Source organism: Clostridium gelidum (assembly GCF_019977655.1).
Lineage (GTDB): Bacteria > Bacillota > Clostridia > Clostridiales > Clostridiaceae > Clostridium > Clostridium gelidum.
The window spans coordinates 4,898,322-4,922,639 of the sequence record NZ_AP024849.1; the positions used below are offsets into that span (position 1 = coordinate 4,898,322).

The window sequence follows — 24,318 nt, forward strand, 5'->3', positions numbered from 1 at the left end:
AGTATCTTGGATTATATCTCTAAAAAAATTTTTGCATCCACATTGTAAAATTCAGCTAAAATTTTAGCTTTTAGAATAGTAAGCTCTACTTTCCCATTTTCTAGCATGGAGTAACCACTTTTCCCACTATACCCTAATGCTTTTGCAACTTCATCTTGAGTTTTATTATTTTTCAAACGTAATGCTTTTAATAATTCATTCATTTGCGCTCCCTCCTTGTTCAAGTTTCTTGAATTAATATATTTTTATATTAATCCAAAATACTTGAACTGTCAATCCTTTATTTATAAAAAATCCAAACTTTTTGAACTTACTATTATTTATATTCTAAAAAAGGTACAATTATATTGAACTACGAAAGCAAGGAGATGGTAAGATGATTACATTGGCAGATAGATTAAAAGAAATTAGAAAATCTAATAATTTAACTCAAACAGAATTAGGTAAAATATTGGGTGTTGGAAAAACTACTATCTCTATGTATGAAAATGGGAATAGCACTCCTAATGATGAAATAAAATTAAAGCTTTCTGAATACTTTAATGTTTCTGTAGATTTTCTTCTTGGAAAAACTAATATAAAAAATCATGATTATAAAGAAACAACTATAGCACTTCATAGTGATGTTGATTACAAGGATCTTCCTCAAGAAGCTAAAGATGAGATTTATAATTTTATAGATTATGTTAAACAAAAATATAAGGATAAAAAATAAGGTGTTCTTCACGAACACCTTATTTTTTTATATTGTACAATTAATATCTAATTTTAGAAATGTAAACTATTCAAAAGAATTTAATAAAACTTTGAAGGTTAAAAAATCCTATGATTTTCTATGCGAAAATAAAGAGGTTCATATATATATGGAAACCTCTTCTTTATAAATACATCTGTTTTTCATTAATGATGACTTAATAATGCTTTATCATGAAGTCCACTGATAATCCTAGTTTAATTTATAATTCTTTTATATTATAGTATTACAAGCTATCAATAAGATCTTTGAGTGCATTATATCCAAGTCCATTAATCACTGATATCATATTCTTCGAATAACATTCTTCGTACTTCACTCCTTCAACAGATAGTATAAATGATTGAAGCCCCTTCAATGTAAGAATTTCGTTATTTTTCCGTTCATCAGGCTTTCTTTTAGCTAACTCAACAGCTAATACATATAAATCATCTTTTCTTTTCCGCCCAACAGATAATTTTCTACCGTCATCTTCTGTCTTTGTTATATTAATTCCAGTTATTTTAACATGATTAGATTGTTTAAAATCAATAATACGAGTCTTTTTATCATTTAACTTCAAACCGAATTTCTTTAGATTTTCACAAACAATTTTTTTTATATCATCTATATTTTTAGGTTCAATTCCATTGTAAGAAATTACTAAATCATCTGCATATCTTGTATAAATAATACGTTTAATACCTAGTTTCTTTAGATTTCCATATAAAATGTTGTCAAAATCTTTTAAATAAATATTTGCTAAAAACGGTGATGGGATAAGACCTACTGCTAAGCCTCTGTTTGATACAGAGCAAGAATCCACTATTTTAGCACACGTAATCTTACTTATCTTTTTTTTATGATTTAAATTTATTTCGTAATATAATTTTTCTATTAACCAATTATGGTTAATACTTTGGAAAAAATCCTTTATATCAAACAGTAAAAAACTATCATTATACATGTGAGTTTTGGCATTCTTAATTATAGATCGTTTTTTTATATAAGCTTTAGCAAATTTGGATGGTAATATTCTTTTATATAAAATATCACCAACTCTTTGGTGGAACTCACGAAGTTTTCTATTTTCGTCATTGTAAGTTATTATCTTTCTATATCCATTCTTTTTAGGAATATAGAAAACTTTAAAATCTTTTTCTTTCATAATCATATACCTTCAATATCTAAATAAGTATCTTCGCAGATGATATTAGAATATTTCTCATATATATATTTAAATCCTGTTGAATCATCAGTTTTTTTAGACATTGTAATTCCTTTTTTATCATTTATGTCAATTTCAATCCATCCAAGACCGTGGAAAATATACAAAATAAACGAAATTGCTTTTCTAAAATCTAATCTGCCATTTATCGAATTTGATATTTCAAATTTACAATTTAATTTTCCAATACTACTCGCTTCGTTTCGCTGGATTGAATTCAACAAAATTTTCTTAAACCAAACCTCACAAACAGTTAATCCATCAAAATATCTCAAAGTCTTCCTAATTTCTTTCCTAAATTCAGAAATACTAAAAATGGCTATCATATAATATTTCAAAAGTTGAACATCTATAGACATATTAATTAAATTATTAGAATCAATATAGTATGAAATTGATTCATTATAATTTAAATGATAATTAGATTTTTTTATATTAAGTACTTTAAATCTATATGCATTATTAATACAATCATCTATTTTTTTTTCTAAATTTTTTCCTATTTTGTTATTCTTAAAAAATGTCTTTATTTCAACTTTACTTTCATTTACTATATGTTTTTCTATAACTGGTGTAAAGGTTATATGCCTAGGCATTAAACTCTTATATCCCAATTCCAAGAATCCTGAAAAATGGTTTGTCTCAGCATTTTCTTTATCTGGAACCAAAACAAATGTTTTCTCCGCAACTGCTTCGGTAGATGCGAATAAAGCTATCTCTGCTGCTGTTGAATGACTTTCATGTATAATAAATACTCCATCAACAGCCATGCAAGCTAAGGTTTCAACATCATTAAGATTTTGTAAGCCTATAGTATCATATCCTAATTTTCCACTACTTTTTTTAGGATTAAAGTATTGTTCTAATATTATAGAACAACATTTTTTTTCCTTTAAATATTCTTTTAAAACAACCCTTTTATCATCCTGAGGATTCTTTTTATTATATTGAACCCCACATAGAAAGTATAATGGAACTGGATTTTTATATTCATTTATTTGTCTAAAATAATACTTCATATTTCACCTACTATTGGGAGGAATCCTACTAAAATTATTCTTTGTAACTCACCGAAAATTTACTATTTTTGTAGCTAGAACCAGCTGTTCTTGCTGCGCAAAATAGTAAATTTTCACTCTCATATTATCGGCGGTAGCCGATAATAATTTTACAATATTTTGTGCTTTCAACTACCTTAACTGCTAAGGTTGGATAAACTCCATGCTAGGATTCCTCATTATTATTATAACATAAAATCTTATTACTTAAACTATTATCAAAATATATTTTTTGGGAACCGATAGCATTAATAATCTTTTTATAGTTTATTAATTTATCTCCTTTATATATTTTTTCTTCTTGTAGCACTTCTATCATTTTTGCTTTGAATTCTTTTGATGTTTTCTTACTGAAAAGAAATAAAAATAATAAATATTTAAGTATTGTACTTTTACCATTCTCATCTTTTTTACCATTCTCATCTTGTTTACTATACCTATCTTTCTCAATTACCAGATTTACTAAGCATATAAAGTCATTAATTCCAATTTCATAATCACTAAGAGTTAAAAACTTTTTATCTTTAGGCATGTACTTAATTCCCTTAAATTCATACTTTTTATCATTAATTTTAAAACTGATATCTTCTCCATTGTCGTTAATCAATAAATGCATCTTATCGCAAATATACTTACCTTCCTGGTTGAAATTATCATATATATAAATAAGAGTACATATTATATTATATTCATCAAAATAAAATCTAACCGTTCTCCCTTCATACTCTTGTTCAAATATTACACTAGTTTTTATCATTTTTTTTAGCTGTAGAGTTGTGCTAAATTTAATACCTTCTGTGTTTGGTATTATTGGCGTATATGTAGTAAACCTTCCATCTATTTTCCATCCTGGATATTTATTTATTATATAATTCTTTTTGCTTTCGTATATTTCATCTATATCATCTAAGAAGTGACCCATTTCTACCCTCTCTTATGCTTATTAAAATTATCTTACATAATTTTTGTATATATTAATTGCCATTTGAGTTTTATTATACCATTAATTTATTTAGATTAAAAATAATAAATATAATTGTATCTATACTTTGTTGAAATTTAAGATTAAATTTATTAGTAATTTATTTTTCTTATCAATCTTCTTTTTTCCAATTTTTTATAAATAAGAGTTTATCTTTTGATAATTCTAAAACTTTATACTTTCTTATAATACTTTCAGTATTATAAGAATAAGAGTTGATTTTATCAATAGCTATAAAAATTTGCTTATTTCTTTTGCTATACAATTCAACTATATTTTCTAATGCTTGGTTTTCAATATTCTTTAACAATGGTAAATCATGAGCAATAGCTGGTAAGCAAGTTAAATCCAAAATTGCTAAATCAAAAGTAATTAAATTTGCAAATGCTGTTCCCGTACCTGTATCCCCATATGTATTAAAAGTATATTTATCACCATGTATATTAATCGTAGGTGTTCGCCTATTATCAGTATATATTTCTTTGTTTAATTCATACAATTTCGTATTAATTTCACTACATACACTATCTTGCAAAGTTTCTTTTAAAACAGCCAAATTATCTATGGATGTTTTAATTGATTCTTCAAGCTCTTGTTTCTTTGTATAGTACCCATTTTCGTCTACTAATTGTTTAACATTAGCCGCTAACTCCACAATCTTATCGATTGCATATATTGGAACATTTTTAATTGTCAATTTTTCATTAATCTTTTTATCTAAATCGTCAATTTGGTTATCAAGTTCAATAATTTGTGCTCTAATCTCTTTTTCAGTTTTTTGAAGTTCTTCCTTCAATATCTTTGTTATAGTCACATGGAATGCATCAATCTTTTTTATCTGTTCAACATTGAAATCAGGAAAATATGTAACTAACCTTTCTAATTCCGATTCAATGTTTATATTTTTATTTGCTAGATTCGTTAATGTACGTGTTAATCGACTTTCACACATGTTTCTTTTAGTAATTAAGATACTCTTGTTTCTACTCAGATCTAATATTTCCTTTGAAACAAGAGCTTCAATATCCGCTGAAGCACTAACAATACTTTCTTTAAGCCTATTCAATTCTCCATTTAATAATTTAATTTTATTTTCATTTTGATTAACTAAAGATTTAGTCATTTTAGGTATAAAGTCTTTTTTTGCAGCATCAACTAGAAACTTCTTTTCATCTGTTAACTTTTGGATTTGCTTTTCAAGCCCATTTATAATTTTATATTTATCAAATAGCTTTAGTAATGCAATAATAGATTTATGTGTAATTTCTTTCTCAAAATATTGAATTGGCTTTCTCTCATTAAGATTCTCTTTCCCATACACCCTAAAGTATCTACCAATGATATTCCGAAATGATAATTCTTCAAGTTCTGCTTTATATTTACCTTGCAGTAGTTTTGTAAAATTATCAAGTTTTATTATTTTTTGAACCTCAAATTTTTCATTGCATATCGAAACAAATTTATACTCATTTGTTGTTCGGATAAAGAATAATTCGCTATCATTAAATATGAACGAAAATTTGAACATATGATGACCTAAATTATCTATAACATCATGATTCTTTTTTATATAGTCTTCTCCGCCAAAAACAAAATCTATTATCATTAACATAGTTGATTTGCCAATGGAGTTAGATGCAATATCATCCCCAACAATAGCATTTAGTCCATAATGAAAATTTATTTGTTGTTGCGCAAATTTATCACATATTATTTGTTTTAACATATTTAACCACCCTTAATTCATCATCTAATTGAATTTTTTCAAGTGTAAATAAAACATCTAATGTTAAAATATATTGATTTATATCTTCAAAGTTATTCTTTATTTTCTCATATAGTGTTTGTAAACTTTCATTTCCTAAAATCAATACATCAAGAACATACACCGTTTTAGCTAAAATACTATCTTTATATGGTATCAGTTTATTAGGTAATATCATGAAAACACCTCACAGTCCTGTACAAAATAAGCAACCACTACTTCACACGCCCTTTTTGAATAGCAGTCAGTTTTTTCATAAATCCAATCCACTAGGGCACCATAAACATAATCCTGGCTTTGGTTTATCTGCATACATTTAAAATAAAAAACTTTAATTTGAGAAGCTAGCGTTTCAAATTTATACGGCGTAACCTTGTTAATCTCTATAAATAATCTTTTGATAAAATCAAAGTAATCGACCACATCACTTTTTATGGTTCTCTTTATAATATATGATAGTGATTCATTTGCCTTTACATCGATTTTTAGTGATTCATAACTAAGATGAATTAACTCACTCTCACTATTAGGATTATTTAATTTTTCTAAAACTATTTTTATTTCTGCTTCTATATTGAAGAGTTGATATGTATTTTTTCTTTCTATATCTTGAACTAATTTTTGCTTTATCCTATACCATTTTTTATATTCTTCTACCGTACGAGGCGTATCAAACTGCTTGTGGCATTTTCGGCAAACAGCAATTACATTATTAAGATCATTAACATCCTCACTTAATCGAATTTCATTTTTTAATAACTCAATCTCATTTAATCGAGGGTTTGCAGGGTAGATATGAGCAACTTCAAATGTTTTATGTATCTGTCCATTCTTTTTATGAGTCAAGATATCTCCACAAACTGGGCAGTGTCCTTCTACTTCACTATAAAGTACCATTTTTTCATTATTTGTAAAATCTTTTCTATTATCTTGCATAATTTCTCACCCACTCCCAACCTTTTATTATAATAATTCAATTTATTTTACTATCTATCACGTTTCTATCAACTTCTTCTTGTATATATATATACTTTAGGGATAAATTTATAAATATGTTCTTATTATAGCATATTTTGTAAATTTACTCTCATTCGAATTCAAAATATTCGAGCATACTCTTGAACGTACGTTTGCGTTGTATTATAATAACATCATAAATTACATGGTGGTGATAGACAAATGAAGAAATTAAATGGCATTTTTAAAATAATTGACAATGAAAATATAATTCTTGAAGAAACAAATCTTAGTCATACTTACCTAAAAGGAATATATTTTAGCATCCCTGGTATTCCACCAACAATAGGGATCGATAAATCTATTGTTTCATACAGCGTTATATACATATCAGTATTATCTGAAGAACTTGGACATCATTTCACAACCTCAGGTAACTTGCTTGATGATTGTAATACTTACTCTGACGAACTTCAAAAAAATAAAAAAGAGAAAAATGCTAAGTTATGGGCTGCTAACTTTTTAATAAGTGATGAAGACTTTGTACATGCTTTAAATTCTTGTATTTCTTCTATAAATACCATGGCTGAATATTTTAATGTAACAGAAGAAATAATAAACTATAAAATTTTATCCATAACTTTAAACGAACTTAAATATATTAATATTAGAAATAATTTTAAAAATAGAGAAGTCCCCTATAATAGTTGTGCTATATAGTATTTTTTCTACTACTTTTCAATAAATATATGTAGTTATAATCAATTAACTTTAATTATTTATAACACTACAATCAATGTATACATTAATATGGGGGGATATTATGAAAGCTGCTATTTATTCAAGAAAATCAAAATTTACTGGTAAAGGTGAAAGTGTAGAAAATCAAATAGAGTTATGCAAAACTTATGGTGCGAGTAATGGCTATACTGATTTTTCAATATATGAAGACGAAGGGTTTTCAGGTGGTAATATAAATCGTCCTATGTTTAGATCCATGATGAAGGATGCTAAATTAAAAAAGTTTGATGCTATTATTTGTTATAGATTAGATAGGATAAGCAGAAATGTTTCTGACTTTTCTACTCTTATTGATAAGTTAAAAGATTTAAGCATTGATTTCATATCTATAAGAGAGCAATTTGACACCTCTAGTCCTATGGGAACTGCTATGATGTTTATTAGTAGTGTATTTGCTCAATTGGAGCGTGAAACCATAGCTGAGCGTATTAAAGATAATATGTATGAATTAGCTAAGACTGGTCGCTGGCTTGGTGGTACTCCCCCTTTTGGCTTTTGTTCTGAGCCAATTTATTATTTAGATAATAATTCTAAACAAAAAAAGATGATGACTCTTTCACCAATTGCTGAAGAAATTGACCTGGTTAAATATTTTTATTCACAATATTTATCTCTTGGGAGCTTAGGTCAATTACAAAAACACTTAGTTCAAGAGAATATTAAAACTAAAAGAAATGCTAGATGGGATATCAAGGCCTTAAATATAGTTCTTAGGAATCCTGCTTATGTAAACTCTTCTGAACTAGTAGTTAGTTATCTTGCAACTAAAGGAGCTACAGTACTAGGTGTTCCTAATGGAAATGGAATTAATTCATATAATAAAAAAAATTCTAAAGGTGTTGCTAAAGATGTTAATGAATGGATCTTATCTGTTGCTAAACATGATGGAATTATTAGTGATACAGAATGGCTTAATGTACAACGGTTATTAGATAAAAATAAAATCCTTGCACCAAGACTCGTTACTGGTAGTGACTGTGGTTTATTTAATTCTGTTCTTCGATGCTCTAAGTGCGGTGGAAGAATGATATCTAAACAAGGCCATGCATCTGTAAAGACTGGTGAAACAATTAGATATTATGTATGTTCTACAAAAACAAATACCTATGGTAGAGATTGCGACTGCAAAAATATAAGATTAGATAAATTAGAAAATGAAGTCATGAAAGAAATCTTTGAAGTTACTAGTGATCATGGAGATTTAATTAATGCTATTAATAAATATAAGCAAGATTTAGAAAATGAAACTTCTAGTAAGGTAGATATTAAAACTTTATCCACACAAATTTCTACAAAAGAGTTACAAGTTAAAAATTTGGTGGATAAAATAGGTATAAACCCTAATATCTATGATGTATTAGCTACAAGAATTGAAGAATTGAATAATGAGATTAAATCTTTACAGTTTAAAAAATTTGAAATAGAAAATAGTCAAAGTAATATAAAAGAAGCTCTTAAGAAAATTGATACCTATACTGCTATGTTATTAAATTTTGAAGATCTATTTAAAAATGCAGATTATCAAATGAAAAGATTACTTGTAAATTCATTGGTGAATAAAATATCTTATGATTCAAAAACAAAACTTACTGAGATCAAGCTGTTTTGTGCTAAAAAAAAAGTCGTTCTTTAATGTACTGAGCGAATGCACCAGCTGTTGCTGCAAAATCTATATTAGTAACCATGTTAACATCAGTCTTAGGATTAATTTTGTTATGCTTCAATGCATATTCTAGTGCCATGGCAGGAACTCCCCCAGGTCTTCCCCCTATAACATCTTTTCCTTTTATATTCTTCCAATTAAAATTATCATCCTTAGTTCTTCCAACCAAGAAGGAACCATCCTTTTGAGTAAGCTGTCCAAAAAGTACTGGATAATCCTCTCTTCCTTGATTGTTAATGTAAATTGTTTGCTCAGGTCCACAAAAACCAATATCTGCTGACTTGCTTAAAACTGCTTGCATAGTCTTGTCAGCACCCTGTGCTGCACGAACTCACTTGCGATATTCCACCAAATATTTACTCCATTAACATTAAATTTAACCAACGAGCTCTATAATCAAATACCTACTAAAACTGTTGGTCAAAAAATTCTAAAACAGCGATTAATTCGAAATATTGAAAGAAAAGAATTTGCTAAGATGATTAATGCTGAAAGTATTTCCAATTGTACTGCTATTTGATACTTATTCTCGTCGGCTCTCGTCGGTTTTATTAACGTCACGTTGTCATCTCGTCGGCTCTCGTCGTATTTTTAATAAAAGAATAATAGTAAAGTGTATTCAAATAAAAATAACAAGTCAGTATTGATGTAAAAATACATAAATATTGACTTGTTATTTTATTTCATATGCATAAATTTAATTTAATACATACCTTGTACTGCTGCTCGAGCCTTCTTTTTTTATCTTTCCTTTTTTTATTAAACTATTAAATAATGAAACATTCTTATCCTTACCAAATCCTAGCTTATCTCTACTTTGTTGATTATTTATAGATCCATTTTCCTTGATATAATCTATCATTTTAATTTCATCTTCACTTAAACTACTTTCATTAGCCTCTTTTATTGCAGAATTATATTCATGATTTAAATAATATACTTTTCCTTTACCATAACCATCTACTACTAAAGTTTCCTTTTCTACTAAGTCATGTAGTATTCCAGTTATGTCATATGAATGTTTATCCATCATTAATTGAATTCGTGCATTATTCACACTACCTTCTAAATATGCTGTTGCAAGTATTAATACTTCGTCCTTATTAAATGAATTAAAAGCTTTCCCAAATATTCCTTTTAATGATTCTAAACATTCTTCTGGCAGCATAGATATCATCCATAATTTTAAAGAAACTTGGCTTAAATTAATTTCTTCTTTTAATTCAGGTGTTCTCCAACTTTGTTCATTCCATGCTGCTAAAATTTTAGGGAATCCAGATCCTGCCCCTTCACCTAGACCTATTAAAGAAAACATCTTTTGAATTCTAGGATTTCTGCTTTTAGAATTTCCACCCTTAAATATACTTTCTAAATCTATCTTTAAGCTCCCTGGATTAGTAAACTCCAAACTATCTTTTGTTTTTATAATTTTTAATGTTCCTTGAATATTAAAATCTGCATGTATTATTTGATTTACAAATGCTTCTCTTATTGCTTGATGAACTAAAGTATCATCCTTACGCTCTAAATTTTCTAATTTAAATGGTACTTTTACATTGGTTGTTAATTTATTAATTACTGTGAAATAAAAATTATAAAGATTGTTTTCCCATGTTCCATCTATAGTAAATCTATCAGACCATCTTTGATTAGAATTTACATCTATCTCTTCTCTAAAATCAAAATTTATCTTTGCAAATAAATCTCTAATATAAAGACCTTTTCCAAACATAAGCATTCCTGCTACTGTTACTCCTTTGATTTTTCTTCTTCTATCTTCCTTTATTCCACCTAGCATTTCCATAAATTCTTCATTATCAAGTGCATTCCAAGGATGATCTGGTTCTCTAGAACTAAACCTATTTCTATATTTCTTTATTGTATCTTCATCTAAATCCTTTACTATATAATCTTCAAGTATTACACCATCATTACCTTCTTCTGATGCATCTCTTATCATAGCATTGACTTCATCTTCTGTAGATTTGTAATCACCTTCTGCATTACGTTTATATGTCCCTTTATATAGATTTTCATTTAAATATATTGGGCGTTCTTTATAATTAGCTCTTGGAACATTTATTATTAAAACATCCATTCCTTCAATATCTAATTTTTGTACATCTTCATCTCTTAATAAATTTCTGTTAGCTTTACTTCCATTTATAGTATTCCAAAAATCCTGTATTCTTTTATCAATGTTTTTTACACCCTGAACTTCAAACGTGCCTTTACTTTTGTTTTCTTTTATTCCTAAAATTATTATTCCACCATTTGTATTTGCCATAGCAGAATAACTTTCCCACAAAGAATTAGGAATTTTACTTTCTCCTTCTTTGCATTCTACATCAACAGTTTCACCAATTTTTAATATCTCCAATAATTCTATATCTGTCATTTTAGCTCTCACCTTCTTCATATTGAAATGAAAAATTCATATTTTAATTTAATTACTTTAGTTTTTCCATTTTATTGTAATTTATTTCTTCTATTATATCAATATTATTTGATTTTGTAATTAAATTATATACTAATCTGATGTTATCTAAAAGTTTGATATAAGATTTGAATTTCATCAAAACAGATAATATTTTTTTAGTAAGATATTTAACCTCAACATTGTAAAACACACCTCATGTTGGATACTTGTTTCCTCATGAGGTGTGTGTTGAATAATTATACCAAATTTTAACTTAGTGTATTTTATTGTATATATTCATCATTGCAATTACTTTAGTTTTTACTTTTGTATTTCTATTTTGAATCATTTATAAATTAAGTAATAATATCTATTTCACTTTCAACCAGTTATTTCTACCAAGTAATATTATTTGAATCATCTTTAAGTATCTTAACTAATTGATCAATTTCTTTAGGCTTAAGTTTTTTTATGAGTATTGAAGATAATAAATCTGCTGCTTTTCTTTGTAACTCTTCCATGTTATCTGGATATCTTATATGCACATTTATCTTCAAACTCACCCCTCCCTTAAATCTTAATTAGTTTATAATATGCAGATACACAACACTTCGTTAATTTCCAGTAAATCAGTTAAGTTTATAGGAGACTCTATACTGCATAAAAAATATAATTGCATGTATTACCACAATAATTAAAATTACATAAAACCTATAATTTTCTAAATTAATAATCATATTATATATAAGGCATGTAAAAAAATATAAACTTCATTTGGAGAAGCCACTGAAAAAGTTAATATTTTAATAAAATCACAATTCATTCATGATGTTTACAAAGTGTGATTTTAGCTAAAATGCTCCTTTTTCAGTGACCTCGTATCTTTGATCTGTTATTTTCTTTCATGTGCCTAAGTGGTAAACCCCTCCAAAATAAAGTGTACGACGACGAAATGAGGTGTCCTTATGAAAGTGGCAATTTACAGTAGAAAATCAAAATTCACTGGAAAAGGTGAAAGTATAGAAAATCAAGTTCAAATGTGTAAAGATTACTTATTTAATCAAAATAGAAATAAATCCTTTGAGTTTCTAATATATGAGGATGAAGGTTTCTCTGGCGGAAATACTAATCGTCCTGAATTTCAAAGGCTAATGAGTGATGTTGCTTTAAAGAAATTTGATATATTAATATGCTATAGATTAGATCGTATATCTAGAAATGTAGCTGACTTCTCTTCTACTTTAGAAACTCTTCAAATATACAATGTTGATTTTGTAAGTATAAGAGAACAATTTGATACTAGTTCACCAATGGGTAGAGCCATGATTTATATAGCTTCAGTATTTGCTCAGCTAGAACGTGAAACAATTGCAGAACGTGTTAGAGATAATATGCTTGAGCTTGCAAAGTCAGGTCGATGGCTTGGAGGAACTCCCCCACTTGGATATAAATCTAAGACTGTTTCCTACTTTGATGAAAATATGACAGAACGCTCAATGGTTAAATTAGCAAGTGATGATGAAGAATTAAAAATAGTTAAACTTATATTTGATAAGTACCTCGAACTTAAATCCTTAAGTAATGTTGAAGCTTATATGCTTGAGCACTACTATAAAACAAGGAATGGATTAGATTTTAGAAAATCAAGCTTAAGATCAATTTTAACTAATCCTGTTTATGCAAAATCAAGTGAAGAAATATTTGATTATCTTTCATCACAAGGTATGATGCTATGTGGAACACCTGATGGAATTCATGGATTCTTAACCTACAATAAACTTAAAACAATCTATTTTAAAAATGGTAATCATGGTCGTGAATTTAGAGATACATCAGATTGGATAGTTGCAATTGCTAAACATAAAGGTATTATCAATTCTTCTGATTGGCTTGATGTGCAAAAAATATACGCAGGAAATAGTGATAAATTCACAGTATCAGCAAGAAGTCATAATGCTCTATTAACTGGTATAATTAAATGTGCTAAATGTGGATCTCCTATGAGAATAATGCATGGTCCAGTTAGTAAAAAAACAGGAACCAAACTATTTTACTACGTATGTACAATGAAAAAAGACTCCAAAGGAACAAGATGTGATAATCCAAACGGAAAAGTAGAACAAATAGATCCGGTTGTTATTGATGCAATAAAAGACCTTTATAAAAACAAAGAAGTTTTCCTAAATGATCTTATAAATAGAACTAAGCAAAAAAGAAAAATAGTTGAATGTGATAAACAAGAAGGAACTCTTAATATATTAATTAAGCAAAAAGAATCTCAAATAGATAACCTTCTTAATAAACTGTCACTAGACCCAGATCTTGGAGATTTAATAATACCTAAAGTTAAAGAATTAAAAATGGAACTATCCGTACTTAAAGGTGACTTACAAAAATCAAACACTGCAATTAGTCACTTAGATAACGAAGAACGAAATCTCTCTTTCATAAAACTATTGTTAGACAAATGCTCCATAATCGATACTCTCTCTCACGATGAAACAAAAGAACTTATTAGAGGTCTAACATATAGCATTACCTGGGATGGAGATATTGGAGATTTTAATTTTTATTTTGTTGGTAGTAACCATGCTTAAAAAATAAATTTTTCACTACAACTTATATCCAATTCATCGCAAGTGAATGTAAACACCTTGACCTGTTTGCAGGTCAATCTCAATTCCATTTTCCTCAAAAAATCCTTCACTCATTGCAACATACATTGGTGCATAGAAAACAGAACGAGTTACTTCATTTAAACGTACTGTAACTTTGCCTTCATTAGTTTTGGCATTACCACATCCAAACATAGATATAGCTGTTACAGTTGAAATTAATAAAGCAGTTAACACCTTTAGCTTCTTTCTCATAAAGAGTGCATCTCCCAATAATATTCATGGTGTATAATATGATATTTAATCGAAGATTGTTCTATAACTCCACTCCATTTCATAAAATCAACTCCCTTATATTAAAACCGCTCGCCAATTTTACCATTATAATAACATTTATCAATAAATATCATAGTATTTATTTTTACTTTTCTATTCCCGTAACCCCTCAGTCCGCATTTTTGGCGCATATTCTTCACCATATATATGGTGAACCATATCTATGGTGGATCATATTAAAATATATCTTTATGCTTTTAGAATACATTTTTAGTTACCACTGAGTATTTGCGAATATTGTTCTTTGTATTTTAACAATACTTAAAAGTTGTTTTTAGAAATATATTAATTAAATGAATTAATATTAAGCTTATTGGTTAAAGTATGTTAGGAAACAATTTAATAAAATAAAGGGGACTTATATATGACTGTTGGTTCAAAGGTAAAACAAACTTTAGCTACATTAAGAGGAGCTGAGGCTACTTTGCGAGTTTACTCATTGCAGGAACGTGATAAAGAGGCTAGGGATACTTATGCTGCAGCATTTGAAGAAATAAGTAAAATTAAAATAGATTTAGAAAAAAGAGTCGGCGTTATGGAATTTGAAGAGCCACAATATAAAGGAAATTAAGTGAGGTGAACTATGGATACTTGGTTAATACTATTATTTAATTCAATAATTTTCTTTTTCGTTGCATTAGTTATAACAAGATTTATGAAGAAAAAAACCTTATCTGCTGCTACCCCTTTTGATTTTATTTCTTATGCTGTTATTGCTATTATAATTACTTTAATTTCATTAAATATTATTACCAACATTTACTTTGGACTGCTTTCCCTAGCTGTTTGGGCAGTTATGCCTATTGTTTTAGATTACGCCTCCATGAAAAGTAAATGGATCTACAACACAATAAATGGTAAGGAAAGAGTATTAATTAAAGATGGCAAAGTAATGGAAGATAACTTATCTAAAGAAAGATTGACGGGACAAGAATTTCTACAATTATTACGTTCAAAAAAAGTATTCAATTTAGCTAACGTTGAATTTGCTGTAATGGAAACAACTGGAGATATAAATGTTAGTTTAAAAGCTGACAAAAACCCTGTTACCTCCTATGATTTAGGGAAAAAGGTTGCACGTAAGACTGAGCCACAAACGGTTATTTTAGATGGAAATATATTAAATGAAGGACTTACTAATAGTGGCTTAAATAAAGGTTGGCTTACATCCGAATTAGAAAACAAAGGAGTTGCACTTGAAAATGTTTTTATTGGGCAAGTAGATTCTTCTGGGGATTTATACGTAGATCTCTTTGATGATTTAATAGAAGTTCCTAAAACACAGATTAAAGAAATGTTATATGCAAGTCTTGAAAAAACCCAGGCTGACCTTATGACTTTTTCTTTAGATACTAATAATAAAGTAGCAAAAGCTATGTACTTAAACGATGCTGAAAAATTGAAAAAAGTCTTAGAAAAATTAGAACCCTATTTATTACGTTAGAAGGTGAATGTAAATGTCCAATATGAAAAAGAAAAGATTAACTGCAGCTCAGTTACAATATAATGAATTGGTAGATGATATAGAACCTAAAAGACCCATTTTTAAAAATTGTGTTAGAGCCTTTCTTGTAGGAGGTATCATATGCACCATAGGTCAAATCTTACAAGTGTTTTTTATAACCTATTTTAATTTTGATGAAAAAACAGCAGTCTCTCCTACTACACTAGTCTTAATCTTTACTTCAGCACTGCTTACTGGTCTTGGAATCTACGATCATCTTGCTCAATGGGCTGGTGCTGGATCTGCTGTTCCAATTACAGGTTTTGCTAATTCTATAGCTTCTGCTTCAATTGAGCATAAGAGTGAAGGATTTGTACTTGGGGTAGCTGGAAATATGTTTGGTCTTGCTGGAGCAATTATTGTTTATGGAGTTTTTTCTGCTTTTATAGTTGCTACTATAAAAATAACAATAAAATGGCTGGGGGTGATGTAAATGCTTAAAGGGCATCAATCATGGATTTTTAATTCTAAGCCTACAATATTAGCTTCTTCAGCCGTTGGAGGTCCTTTTGAAGCTAATGGTGCTATAGCTGATGACTTTGATATACTTCATGAAGATTTATGGCTTGGACAGGATAGCTATGAAAAGGCAGAAAGAGTTCTTCTTGAACATGCTTGTGAAAGAGCAATAAAAAAATCAACCATAAAAAAAGAGGATATCAACTTTTTCTTAAGTGGAGACTTGATGAATCAAATTATTTCTAGTTGTTTTACTGCACGAACTTTAGGAATACCCTTTTTAGGAATCTTTGGTGCTTGCTCTAGCTCCATGGAAAGTTTAGCACTAGCTGCCCAATTGATAGAAACTAAAGCTGCTAAATATGTTTTAGCCTCTGCAAGTAGCCATAATGCAGCTGCAGAAAAGCAATTTAGATATCCTACAGAATACGGCGTACAAAGGCCCCCTTCTGCTCAATGGACAGTAACAGGGGCTGGAGCTGCTGTACTCGGAGCTGATGGAGTTGGACCAAAAGTAACTTCTGCTACCATAGGAAGAGTAATAGATATGGGAATATCAGATCCATATAATGTTGGAGCTGCTATGGCACCAGCTGCTGTAGATACTATTGAAGCTCATTTTAGAGATTTGAATATTGATGCCTCCTATTATGATCTTATTGCTACCGGTGATTTAGGAAAGGTAGGACATGAACTTGCTAATCGTTTATTAAAAAACCATGGCATAGAAATGCCCGTAGATATATTTACAGATTGTGGGCTTTTAATCTATACAGAAGATCAACTATCCTTTGGTGGTGGTAGTGGCTGTGGCTGTTCTGCGACAGTAACTTATGGGCATTTACTTAACCGTATGAAAAGAGGAGAATTAAAGAGAATACTAATTGTTGCAACAGGTGCTTTGATGTCTCCAATATCCTTTCAACAAAAGGAAACTATTCCTTGCATTGCTCATGCTGTTTCTATAGAAATGTAAAAAAGAAGGTGTGATTTAATTTATGGAAAAATTTATTTTTGCATTTATAATAGGTGGCTTAATTTGTGTTATTGGGCAACTTATAATGGATATATTAGAAATTACTCCTGCTCATACTACTTGTACATTAGTTGTAATCGGTGCGATACTCGGAGGATTGGGTTTATATGATCCTTTGGTAAAGCTTGCTGGTGCTGGTGCATTTGTACCTATAAGTAGCTTTGGAAATACCCTTGTTACTGGTGCCCTACTTGATGCTGAAGAAACAGGCTTTATAGGAATTTTTACTGGTATTTTAAAAACAGTAAGTTCTGGAGTTTCTGGAGCAATAATCTGCGGTTTCATTGCTGCAATAATATTTAAACCAAAAGGCTAAGTATCAGTTATTGGTAAATTAAAAAATACCTTTGAAGGGAGGTGACAACAATGACTGTAGGAACTCAAATGCAACAAGCAATTGCTGGAATACAAAGTGCCGCTGCTACAATGAAAACATTTTCTCTAGAAACTCAAGATCAACAAGCAAAAAATGATTTTCAACAAATAGCACAACAACTTGATTCTCAATTAGAGATATTAAAAGGACGACAAGATTATATTCAACAGCAAGAACCTCAATATAAGTGTTAATTTTTACATTCACAAAAAAATAATAATATACTAAATTTGCAACGAAATTATTATATTATTTAAACACTTTAGCTTAATGGAAACTCACGATATTTGTCGTGAGTTTTCTGTGTTCTACAAATATTTCTTTATAAAATAATTTTCTCAAAAATCACTCATGTTTTAATTTAAAGCAATTTATAGTGCTTATAGATTTAATCAATAAAAACTAAATTTAAATATATGAAAAAAATCCCACACATATCCTCTCTCAATCTACAAATACTATAATTGCTAAACAAAAAAACAACTATTATAATTTGAAAGGAGATTGCTTATGAATAGAAATAAAAAAACTAAAAATGTTAAAATGAATAAAAGTATTGAATATATTGAATCAAACAATAATCTTAATGCATCTAATGCTACAAACACCAAAGAAAATATTAATAATACTAATAGTTCTAAAAAAGGAAGTAATTCATTTAACTAAAGATTGGGATGTTGCAAAATAGAAATTCAGTCTCAACTCCCCCATCCTATAAACTAATATAGAAGATGTGAATTTGTAAATTTATTTGTCGATTTTTAATTAATATGATAATATAATGATAGCGTTTTTATAAAAGACATATTTTATGCAATATTAATTTTTTAAAAAGTAATATTGCATAAAATCAAATCATTAAGGGGGGCTTAATATGGAACATTGGTCGATTATTGCTATTGCAATATATCTACTTATCCTGCTTGTAATAGGATACTATTCTTACAGAAAAACATCTAATATTTCAGACTATATGCTAGGTGGCAGAGGGCTTGGCCCAATGGTTACTGCACTATCTGCGGGTGCAAGTGACATGAGTGGTTGGATGCTTATGGGACTTCCTGGGGCAGTTTATTTAACTGGAATTTCTAGTCTTTGGCTAGGAATAGGATTAACAATAGGAGCTTACTTAAACTATCGTTTATTAGCTCCAAGGTTTAGAGTTTATACAGAAGTTGCAAATGACTCATTAACAGTTCCAGACTATTTAGAAAATCGTTTTAAAGACAAATCTAACATGCTTAGGCTTGTATCAGGTATAGTAATACTTGTTTTCTTTGTTCTTTATGTTTCATCTGGAATTGTAGCTGGAGGCAAATTATTTGAATCTACTTTTGGATTCACTTATACAATGGGTGTCATAGTTACTTTAGCTGTTGTTGTTCTTTATACATACTTTGGTGGATTTTTAGCTGTAAGTCTTACAGATTGCTTCCAAGGAACATTAATGTTTATTTGCTTAGTTATGGTACCAATTGTAGCATTTATGAATATAGGTGTAGATCCTGGTATGTTTGCAAATAAAGTAAAAAATATTGATCCCGCATTATTTGATATGTTTAGGGGAACAAGTATTTCTACTATTATTGGTTTCATGGCTTGGGGACTTGGTTACTTTGGTCAGCCACATATCATTGTTCGTTTTATGGCAATTAAATCTGCAAACGAATTAAAATCTGCAAGACGAATAGGTATTGGCTGGATGGCTATAGGTCTTTTAGGTGCAGTTGCAAGTGGCCTTATAGGACTTGTATACTTTACTGATCATAACATTCCCTTAAGTGATCCTGAAACAGTTTTTCTTCGTCTTGGAGATATTCTATTTCATCCATTTATTACAGGATTGATACTCGCTGCAGTACTTGCTGCCATTATGAGCACTCTTTCATCTCAACTTTTAGTTTGCTCAAGTTCTATTACAAAGGATTTTTATCTAACATTTTTTAACAAAGAAGCTTCAGATAAGCAACAAATGGTAATAGGTAGATTGTCTGTACTAGTAGTTGCACTTTTTGCAACTATCTTTGCATATTTACCAAACAAAACCATACTTAATATAGTCGGACAAGCATGGGCTGGTTTCGGTTCAGCATTTGGTCCAGTTCTTTTATTAAGCCTTCATTGGAAGAAAATGACTAAGTGGGGTGCCCTATCAGGTATGGTTGTTGGCGGATTAACCGTTATTCTATGGATCGTTTCTGGTCTATCTAGTTACATTTATGAAATGGTACCTGGATTTGCACTATCTCTTATAGCAGTTATAGTTGTTAGCCTTTTAACTGAAAAACAAGATGACTCTGTTGATAAAGATTTTTCTGATATGGAAAAAATATTAGCAGACATGAAATAAAAATTATAGAAGAAACTAATTAATAGTTTCTTCTATAATTTTGTCCAAAACAAAATAGTTTCACTCCTGTATTTTTCATTATGAATTTATTGAGTTTTTATATTTTTTATTATACATTTATATTAGTTGTTGTATCAGTTTCATTAGATGTTGTAACAGTATTTTCAGTGTCTAATCCTTGAAACTTACTTAGTTGGTTTTTAAGATTATCATTTTCTTCTTGTAATTGCTTAATAACATCTACTTTATCCAATACATCTTCACTTGCATTACCATCCCCAATTATACTTTGTTTTATTTCTATAACATCATCTTTTGATAATTCTGGAAACTTAGCAAGTAATGCTTTTTCAAATTTATCTACTTTTGACATCACCTTATTTACAACTGTATATGAAATTCCTAAATCCTTATTTATCATCGCCCAAATCTCTTTTGCTTTTTCAAGGTAATCTGCACGTTTTGCCAATTTTTCTTCTAATCCAAGTTTATTTAATTTACCTTTCAACACTTTAGATGATTGTTTTAAAACTGTTTTTAACATATAAATATAACATCCTTCTTCCTTATTTTATACCTTCAATAAATACTTAGTCTAATGTGTAAAGAAGTTCAACTAACTTCAGTTAGAATATAAAATCCAACCTAAAAAGTTTCACTTAATACTATAAAATATGAAAGAACAATCTTAAATGCTACTTCTTTATTATTTATCTCCTTCTTTCCGCAGCCATGTTTTAAAATTAGCTGAATCTGATTCATTAATAAGAAATACTCTTGCACTACGAGGAATATTATCTTGTCCATAACCCCCATAACCCCCATAACCAGTATATCCTGCATATCCGAGTTTAATTCCATTAATAGCAGCTAAATAATTATTTAGATGGTCATGACCTACGAATACACCTTTTACATCACCAGTTTTAACAATAGTATTAAAAAGACATAAATTTATCTTGGCACAACTTTCTTCTTCAATTCTTTCACCATCTATTAACCCACTACTCCATGCGTCTTTAAATCTTTTTAATGGTATATGGAAAAACATAAGAGATGGTATCCTTTTGTTATATTTTTGTTTTATTTTTAAGGCAGTTCTCTTATACCAACAAATTTGAGTAAACTTTATCCAATTATATCCACCAATGAAAGATGGAGCATATTTTCCTGAATCAATCATGTAAATATTAAATTTAGGTATGTTTTCTTTTGAGCTTTCTATAAGAAGATTATAATTACCAATTCTATCAAATGTTTTATAGCCTATTTGACTTACATTGTGTTCAAAAGTCATATATACATTCATCATTTCTTCTTTACTCATCAGATTATGTTCATCGTCATGATTACCAAAAACAATGCACCAAGGTATATCTCTAGTTTCCATTGGCTCAGCTATATAATTAATAGCATTTTTCACATCATCTATTGTTTTACATTTACCATCAATATTATCTCCAGTTAATACTACCATATTAGGTTTCTCATATTCTAAAATCTTGTTCATTAAATCTATAGTTTTATCTCTATCTGGACCTTGGTGTAAATCTGTGAATTGAACAATTTTAAAATTACCATTAGTATCAAATTTAAGTGGAAGCTTCATATAATCAACCTACTTTCATTAAGATAATATTATCCTATGGGATATATATTTAATTTGATACCTTTCCAAGATTTAACCAAGTTACATTATTTATTTCTAATTCCAACTTAGGCATATTAAAGAAAATAACAAGTCAAAGATGCGACGTATATTTTACGTAAGTCGAGGAAGCAATATTAGTTCATAGCGGGCTATTAGCTAATACTGCTGACGAAGTATTACGCAAAATAGACAAGCATACTGACTTGTTATTTATTTTAATATGTCTTAATATTATAATTAAAACTATAATAATTTTTTTAAAAGGGATAACTCAAACTAATTCTTGAGTTATCCCTTTGTATACTTTATTTATTTATTTATTTATTTGCTTATTTATAAGAACGATTCATCCTATAACTTAAATCTATTAATCTTTTCTTTAAGTTCGTTTGCTGTTTCTTTTAAATTATTAAAATTATGAACAAACTGTTCTGTTGACGTTGTAACTTCCTGTGCAGTTGCTGAAACTTCCTCTGCTCCTGCTACTGTTTCTTCTAATATTGCAGATAAATTTTCTACTTTTACTACAACAGCATCTTTCATGCCTTTTATAGAAATTGCTCCTTCACCTATTTGTTTTATTTTTTCTGTTAAGTCATCTATAGATGAGACTATTTTTACAAATATTTCTTGAGATTCTTTTACAGCCGTTTCTTGATTATCTACTGTTTCACTTGTTATTAAAACTTTCTCCACAGCCATTTCTGATTTAATTCTTATTTCTGTTATTATTTGATCTATTTGCTTAGCTGAACCTGAGGTTTGTTCTGCAAGTTTTTTTATTTCATCAGCAACTACTGCAAATCCTTTTCCAGATTCTCCAGCTCTTGCAGCTTCTATTGCTGCATTTAAAGCTAATAGATTAGTTTGTTCTGTAATTGCACTTATGGTTTGATTCATTGTGCCTATTTTTATGATGCTTTCTGAAACTTCACTTACTACTTTTTTAACTGATTCAGTGCTTTCTTTAGTTTCATTAGATTTATCCATTACTGTTTTTATAACACTTATTCCACTTTTACCTAAATTATTAGTTTTTACTGTCACATTATTTACATCTTCCGATACTTCTTTTATATTGTTTATAGCATCTGATAAGGACTGCATACTTTTTGTTATTTCTTCTAGATTATTAGCTGATTCAATAGTTCCATCAGATATTTGAGTTATTGTTCCACTAACTTGATTCATTGAATCTGCTATATCTTTACTCATATTAGCTGAATTTATTGCATTATCATTTACATTAGTTACAGAACTCTCAACATTTTTAATTAATTCTGAAACATGTTCTTGCATCTTATTAAAACTATTTCCTAAAATCGTAAATTCATAAATAGAACTATCCACAATGATTTTTTCATTAAATTGTGCATTTGCAGTTCTTTCCATACCATCTTTTACTATATTTATATTTTTACTTATCCTTCTAGCAATAGCTAAAGTTGAAATTGATGCAATTATCATTATTACAAAAATAGTTATAATCGATGATTTTATAGAGTTTATTTCAGATTGTCTTAATTCTTCTGAAGGTATTTTAATTATTAACTTCCATCCAGTTAACTCTGAAGTTTCAAAGTAACCTTCATATTTAATATTATTATAATCAAATTTAATTTTTCCATTATCATTATTTGCTATCTGATCCCAAACCTTATATTCAGCTGGTTCTTTTCCTGAAATTTTAGATTTATCACTATCAGAAATAACATTACCATCTTTATCTGTAATAATAAGTTCTCCACTTTGTCCATATTTTATGCTTGATAATTGTTCTGCTAAAGAAGTTAAATCTATATCTATAGCAAGAACTCCACGCTTTACATTATCTTTAATTACAGCTTTATATATTGTTATTGCACTCTTACCTGTTAGTGTATCTTTGTAAGGAATATGTATAGTATATGTATCTGAATTTTTTATAGCATCTTTAAACCATGCTTTTTCTGTAGCATTATACCCTTCTGGTAGTTTTGCATCTAGTAATTGAAATAATCCTCCAGTGTTATCTGAAAAATATATATTTAAAATACTTTTATCTGTATCTTTAATTAAATTCATTTGTTCTTTTAAATCGTTATATGGTGATTCTTCAATATTAAATTTCCCACTTTTAATTATTGTTTCTAATACATTTTCATAATATATAGTTTTATTATTTATGATTTCTTGACTCACATTAGTAAGTAAAATTCCATTTTCATCAAAGCTTTTTTCATTAGCATTTTTTGATATTATTCCAGAAATAATTCCTAGAACTATGACTGGTATTATGGCTAACATAATAATTGTAATTAATAAATACGACTTTATACTTCTACCTTTAATTTTATTTTCAGTTTTTCTCATATTTCACCTCATAGTTTAATTTTATCGTTATAT

General features: G+C 28.6%; 25 protein-coding genes and 1 pseudogene. 12 read left to right on the forward strand and 14 right to left on the reverse strand.

Features of this window, described 5'->3' with window-relative positions; genetic code table 11:
- Positions 1–11: 11 nt before the first annotated feature.
- Complete coding sequence (locus psyc5s11_RS22620; protein WP_224034723.1) at positions 12–203, reverse strand: helix-turn-helix domain-containing protein; 192 nt, start codon at positions 201–203, stop codon at positions 12–14.
- Between the two features lie 143 nt (positions 204–346).
- On the opposite strand from psyc5s11_RS22620, the gene psyc5s11_RS22625 reads away from it, so the two are divergent.
- Positions 347–715, forward strand: a complete 369-nt coding sequence (locus tag psyc5s11_RS22625) for a helix-turn-helix domain-containing protein (RefSeq protein ID WP_224038251.1) — start codon at positions 347–349, stop codon at positions 713–715.
- Between the two features lie 265 nt (positions 716–980).
- On the opposite strand, the gene psyc5s11_RS22630 is transcribed toward psyc5s11_RS22625, so the two are convergent.
- The 6 genes from psyc5s11_RS22630 to psyc5s11_RS22655 form a co-directional block, all read right to left on the reverse strand.
- Positions 981–1,901, reverse strand: coding sequence for a reverse transcriptase family protein (locus tag psyc5s11_RS22630; RefSeq protein WP_224034724.1), 921 nt, complete (start codon positions 1,899–1,901; stop codon positions 981–983).
- A gap of 2 nt (positions 1,902–1,903) precedes the next feature.
- On the reverse strand, positions 1,904–2,980 hold the full coding sequence (locus psyc5s11_RS22635) for a hypothetical protein (protein WP_224034725.1): 1,077 nt from the start codon (positions 2,978–2,980) through the stop codon (positions 1,904–1,906).
- 205 nt (positions 2,981–3,185) lie between these two features.
- On the reverse strand, positions 3,186–3,941 hold the full coding sequence (locus psyc5s11_RS22640; protein WP_224034726.1) for a hypothetical protein: 756 nt from the start codon (positions 3,939–3,941) through the stop codon (positions 3,186–3,188).
- A gap of 172 nt (positions 3,942–4,113) precedes the next feature.
- The gene (locus psyc5s11_RS22645; protein WP_224034727.1) at positions 4,114–5,727 is read right to left on the reverse strand and encodes a DUF2326 domain-containing protein; all 1,614 of its coding nucleotides are present in this window, start codon (positions 5,725–5,727) and stop codon (positions 4,114–4,116) included.
- A complete protein-coding gene (locus tag psyc5s11_RS22650) occupies positions 5,705–5,944 on the reverse strand; it encodes an ABC-three component system middle component 7 (protein ID WP_224034728.1) in 240 nt (79 codons plus the stop codon). The genes psyc5s11_RS22645 and psyc5s11_RS22650 overlap by 23 nt, the downstream gene beginning before the upstream one ends.
- Positions 5,941–6,702, reverse strand: a complete 762-nt coding sequence (locus psyc5s11_RS22655) for an ABC-three component system protein (protein WP_224034729.1) — start codon at positions 6,700–6,702, stop codon at positions 5,941–5,943. Before psyc5s11_RS22655 ends, psyc5s11_RS22650 begins: the two co-directional genes overlap by 4 nt.
- Before the next feature lie 243 nt (positions 6,703–6,945).
- Here psyc5s11_RS22655 and psyc5s11_RS22660 point away from each other — a divergent pair, with 243 nt between their 5' ends.
- Positions 6,946–7,443, forward strand: coding sequence for an ImmA/IrrE family metallo-endopeptidase (locus psyc5s11_RS22660; protein ID WP_224034730.1), 498 nt, complete (start codon positions 6,946–6,948; stop codon positions 7,441–7,443).
- Between the two features lie 103 nt (positions 7,444–7,546).
- Positions 7,547–9,157: a recombinase family protein gene (locus tag psyc5s11_RS22665; RefSeq protein ID WP_224034731.1), complete on the forward strand. Its 1,611-nt coding sequence runs from the start codon at positions 7,547–7,549 to the stop codon at positions 9,155–9,157.
- Positions 9,158–9,167: 10 nt separating this feature from the next.
- Here the strand turns inward: psyc5s11_RS22665 and psyc5s11_RS22670 are convergent.
- From psyc5s11_RS22670 to psyc5s11_RS22680, 3 genes and pseudogenes are all read right to left on the reverse strand, one after another.
- A pseudogene (locus psyc5s11_RS22670) lies at positions 9,168–9,506 on the reverse strand (ABC transporter substrate-binding protein); the annotation flags it as partial.
- A gap of 378 nt (positions 9,507–9,884) precedes the next feature.
- Positions 9,885–11,585 carry an RNA-binding domain-containing protein gene (locus tag psyc5s11_RS22675; protein WP_224034732.1) on the reverse strand — a complete coding sequence of 567 codons (1,701 nt, stop codon included), beginning with the start codon at positions 11,583–11,585 and terminating at the stop codon, positions 9,885–9,887.
- A 416-nt stretch (positions 11,586–12,001) separates the two neighbouring features.
- Positions 12,002–12,163, reverse strand: coding sequence for a hypothetical protein (locus psyc5s11_RS22680; RefSeq protein ID WP_224034733.1), 162 nt, complete (start codon positions 12,161–12,163; stop codon positions 12,002–12,004).
- Between the two features lie 408 nt (positions 12,164–12,571).
- On the opposite strand from psyc5s11_RS22680, the gene psyc5s11_RS22685 reads away from it, so the two are divergent.
- Positions 12,572–14,203: a recombinase family protein gene (locus tag psyc5s11_RS22685; protein WP_224034734.1), complete on the forward strand. Its 1,632-nt coding sequence runs from the start codon at positions 12,572–12,574 to the stop codon at positions 14,201–14,203.
- A 33-nt stretch (positions 14,204–14,236) separates the two neighbouring features.
- On the opposite strand, the gene psyc5s11_RS22690 is transcribed toward psyc5s11_RS22685, so the two are convergent.
- A complete protein-coding gene (locus psyc5s11_RS22690) occupies positions 14,237–14,476 on the reverse strand; it encodes a substrate-binding domain-containing protein (protein WP_224034735.1) in 240 nt (79 codons plus the stop codon).
- 445 nt (positions 14,477–14,921) lie between these two features.
- Between psyc5s11_RS22690 and psyc5s11_RS22695 the strand changes: the two genes are divergently transcribed.
- The 8 genes from psyc5s11_RS22695 (at position 14,922) to putP (ending at position 20,282) form a co-directional block, all read left to right on the forward strand.
- Entirely contained in the window at positions 14,922–15,128 is a 207-nt protein-coding gene (locus psyc5s11_RS22695; protein WP_224034736.1) for a DUF1657 domain-containing protein, read from the forward strand.
- Positions 15,129–15,140: 12 nt separating this feature from the next.
- The gene (locus tag psyc5s11_RS22700) at positions 15,141–16,001 is read left to right on the forward strand and encodes a DUF421 domain-containing protein (RefSeq protein WP_224034737.1); all 861 of its coding nucleotides are present in this window, start codon (positions 15,141–15,143) and stop codon (positions 15,999–16,001) included.
- A 13-nt stretch (positions 16,002–16,014) separates the two neighbouring features.
- Positions 16,015–16,494, forward strand: coding sequence for a stage V sporulation protein AC (spoVAC, locus tag psyc5s11_RS22705; protein WP_224034738.1), 480 nt, complete (start codon positions 16,015–16,017; stop codon positions 16,492–16,494).
- On the forward strand, positions 16,495–17,496 hold the full coding sequence (spoVAD, locus tag psyc5s11_RS22710) for a stage V sporulation protein AD (protein WP_224034739.1): 1,002 nt from the start codon (positions 16,495–16,497) through the stop codon (positions 17,494–17,496).
- A gap of 22 nt (positions 17,497–17,518) precedes the next feature.
- The gene (spoVAE, locus tag psyc5s11_RS22715) at positions 17,519–17,872 is read left to right on the forward strand and encodes a stage V sporulation protein AE (RefSeq protein WP_224034740.1); all 354 of its coding nucleotides are present in this window, start codon (positions 17,519–17,521) and stop codon (positions 17,870–17,872) included.
- A 50-nt stretch (positions 17,873–17,922) separates the two neighbouring features.
- Positions 17,923–18,126, forward strand: a complete 204-nt coding sequence (locus tag psyc5s11_RS22720) for a DUF1657 domain-containing protein (RefSeq protein WP_224034741.1) — start codon at positions 17,923–17,925, stop codon at positions 18,124–18,126.
- Between the two features lie 316 nt (positions 18,127–18,442).
- Positions 18,443–18,598: a hypothetical protein gene (locus psyc5s11_RS22725; RefSeq protein WP_224034742.1), complete on the forward strand. Its 156-nt coding sequence runs from the start codon at positions 18,443–18,445 to the stop codon at positions 18,596–18,598.
- 208 nt (positions 18,599–18,806) lie between these two features.
- Positions 18,807–20,282 carry a sodium/proline symporter PutP gene (gene putP, locus psyc5s11_RS22730; RefSeq protein ID WP_224034743.1) on the forward strand — a complete coding sequence of 492 codons (1,476 nt, stop codon included), beginning with the start codon at positions 18,807–18,809 and terminating at the stop codon, positions 20,280–20,282.
- A 109-nt stretch (positions 20,283–20,391) separates the two neighbouring features.
- Here putP and psyc5s11_RS22735 read toward each other — a convergent pair whose 3' ends face one another.
- The 3 genes from psyc5s11_RS22735 to psyc5s11_RS22745 all read right to left on the reverse strand — a co-directional run bounded on the left by psyc5s11_RS22735 (position 20,392) and on the right by psyc5s11_RS22745 (position 24,285).
- On the reverse strand, positions 20,392–20,826 hold the full coding sequence (locus psyc5s11_RS22735) for a hypothetical protein (protein ID WP_224034744.1): 435 nt from the start codon (positions 20,824–20,826) through the stop codon (positions 20,392–20,394).
- A gap of 162 nt (positions 20,827–20,988) precedes the next feature.
- A complete protein-coding gene (locus psyc5s11_RS22740) occupies positions 20,989–21,891 on the reverse strand; it encodes a metallophosphoesterase family protein (protein ID WP_224034745.1) in 903 nt (300 codons plus the stop codon).
- Positions 21,892–22,284: 393 nt separating this feature from the next.
- Complete coding sequence (locus psyc5s11_RS22745; protein ID WP_224034746.1) at positions 22,285–24,285, reverse strand: methyl-accepting chemotaxis protein; 2,001 nt, start codon at positions 24,283–24,285, stop codon at positions 22,285–22,287.
- Between the last annotated feature and the right edge of the window lie 33 nt (positions 24,286–24,318).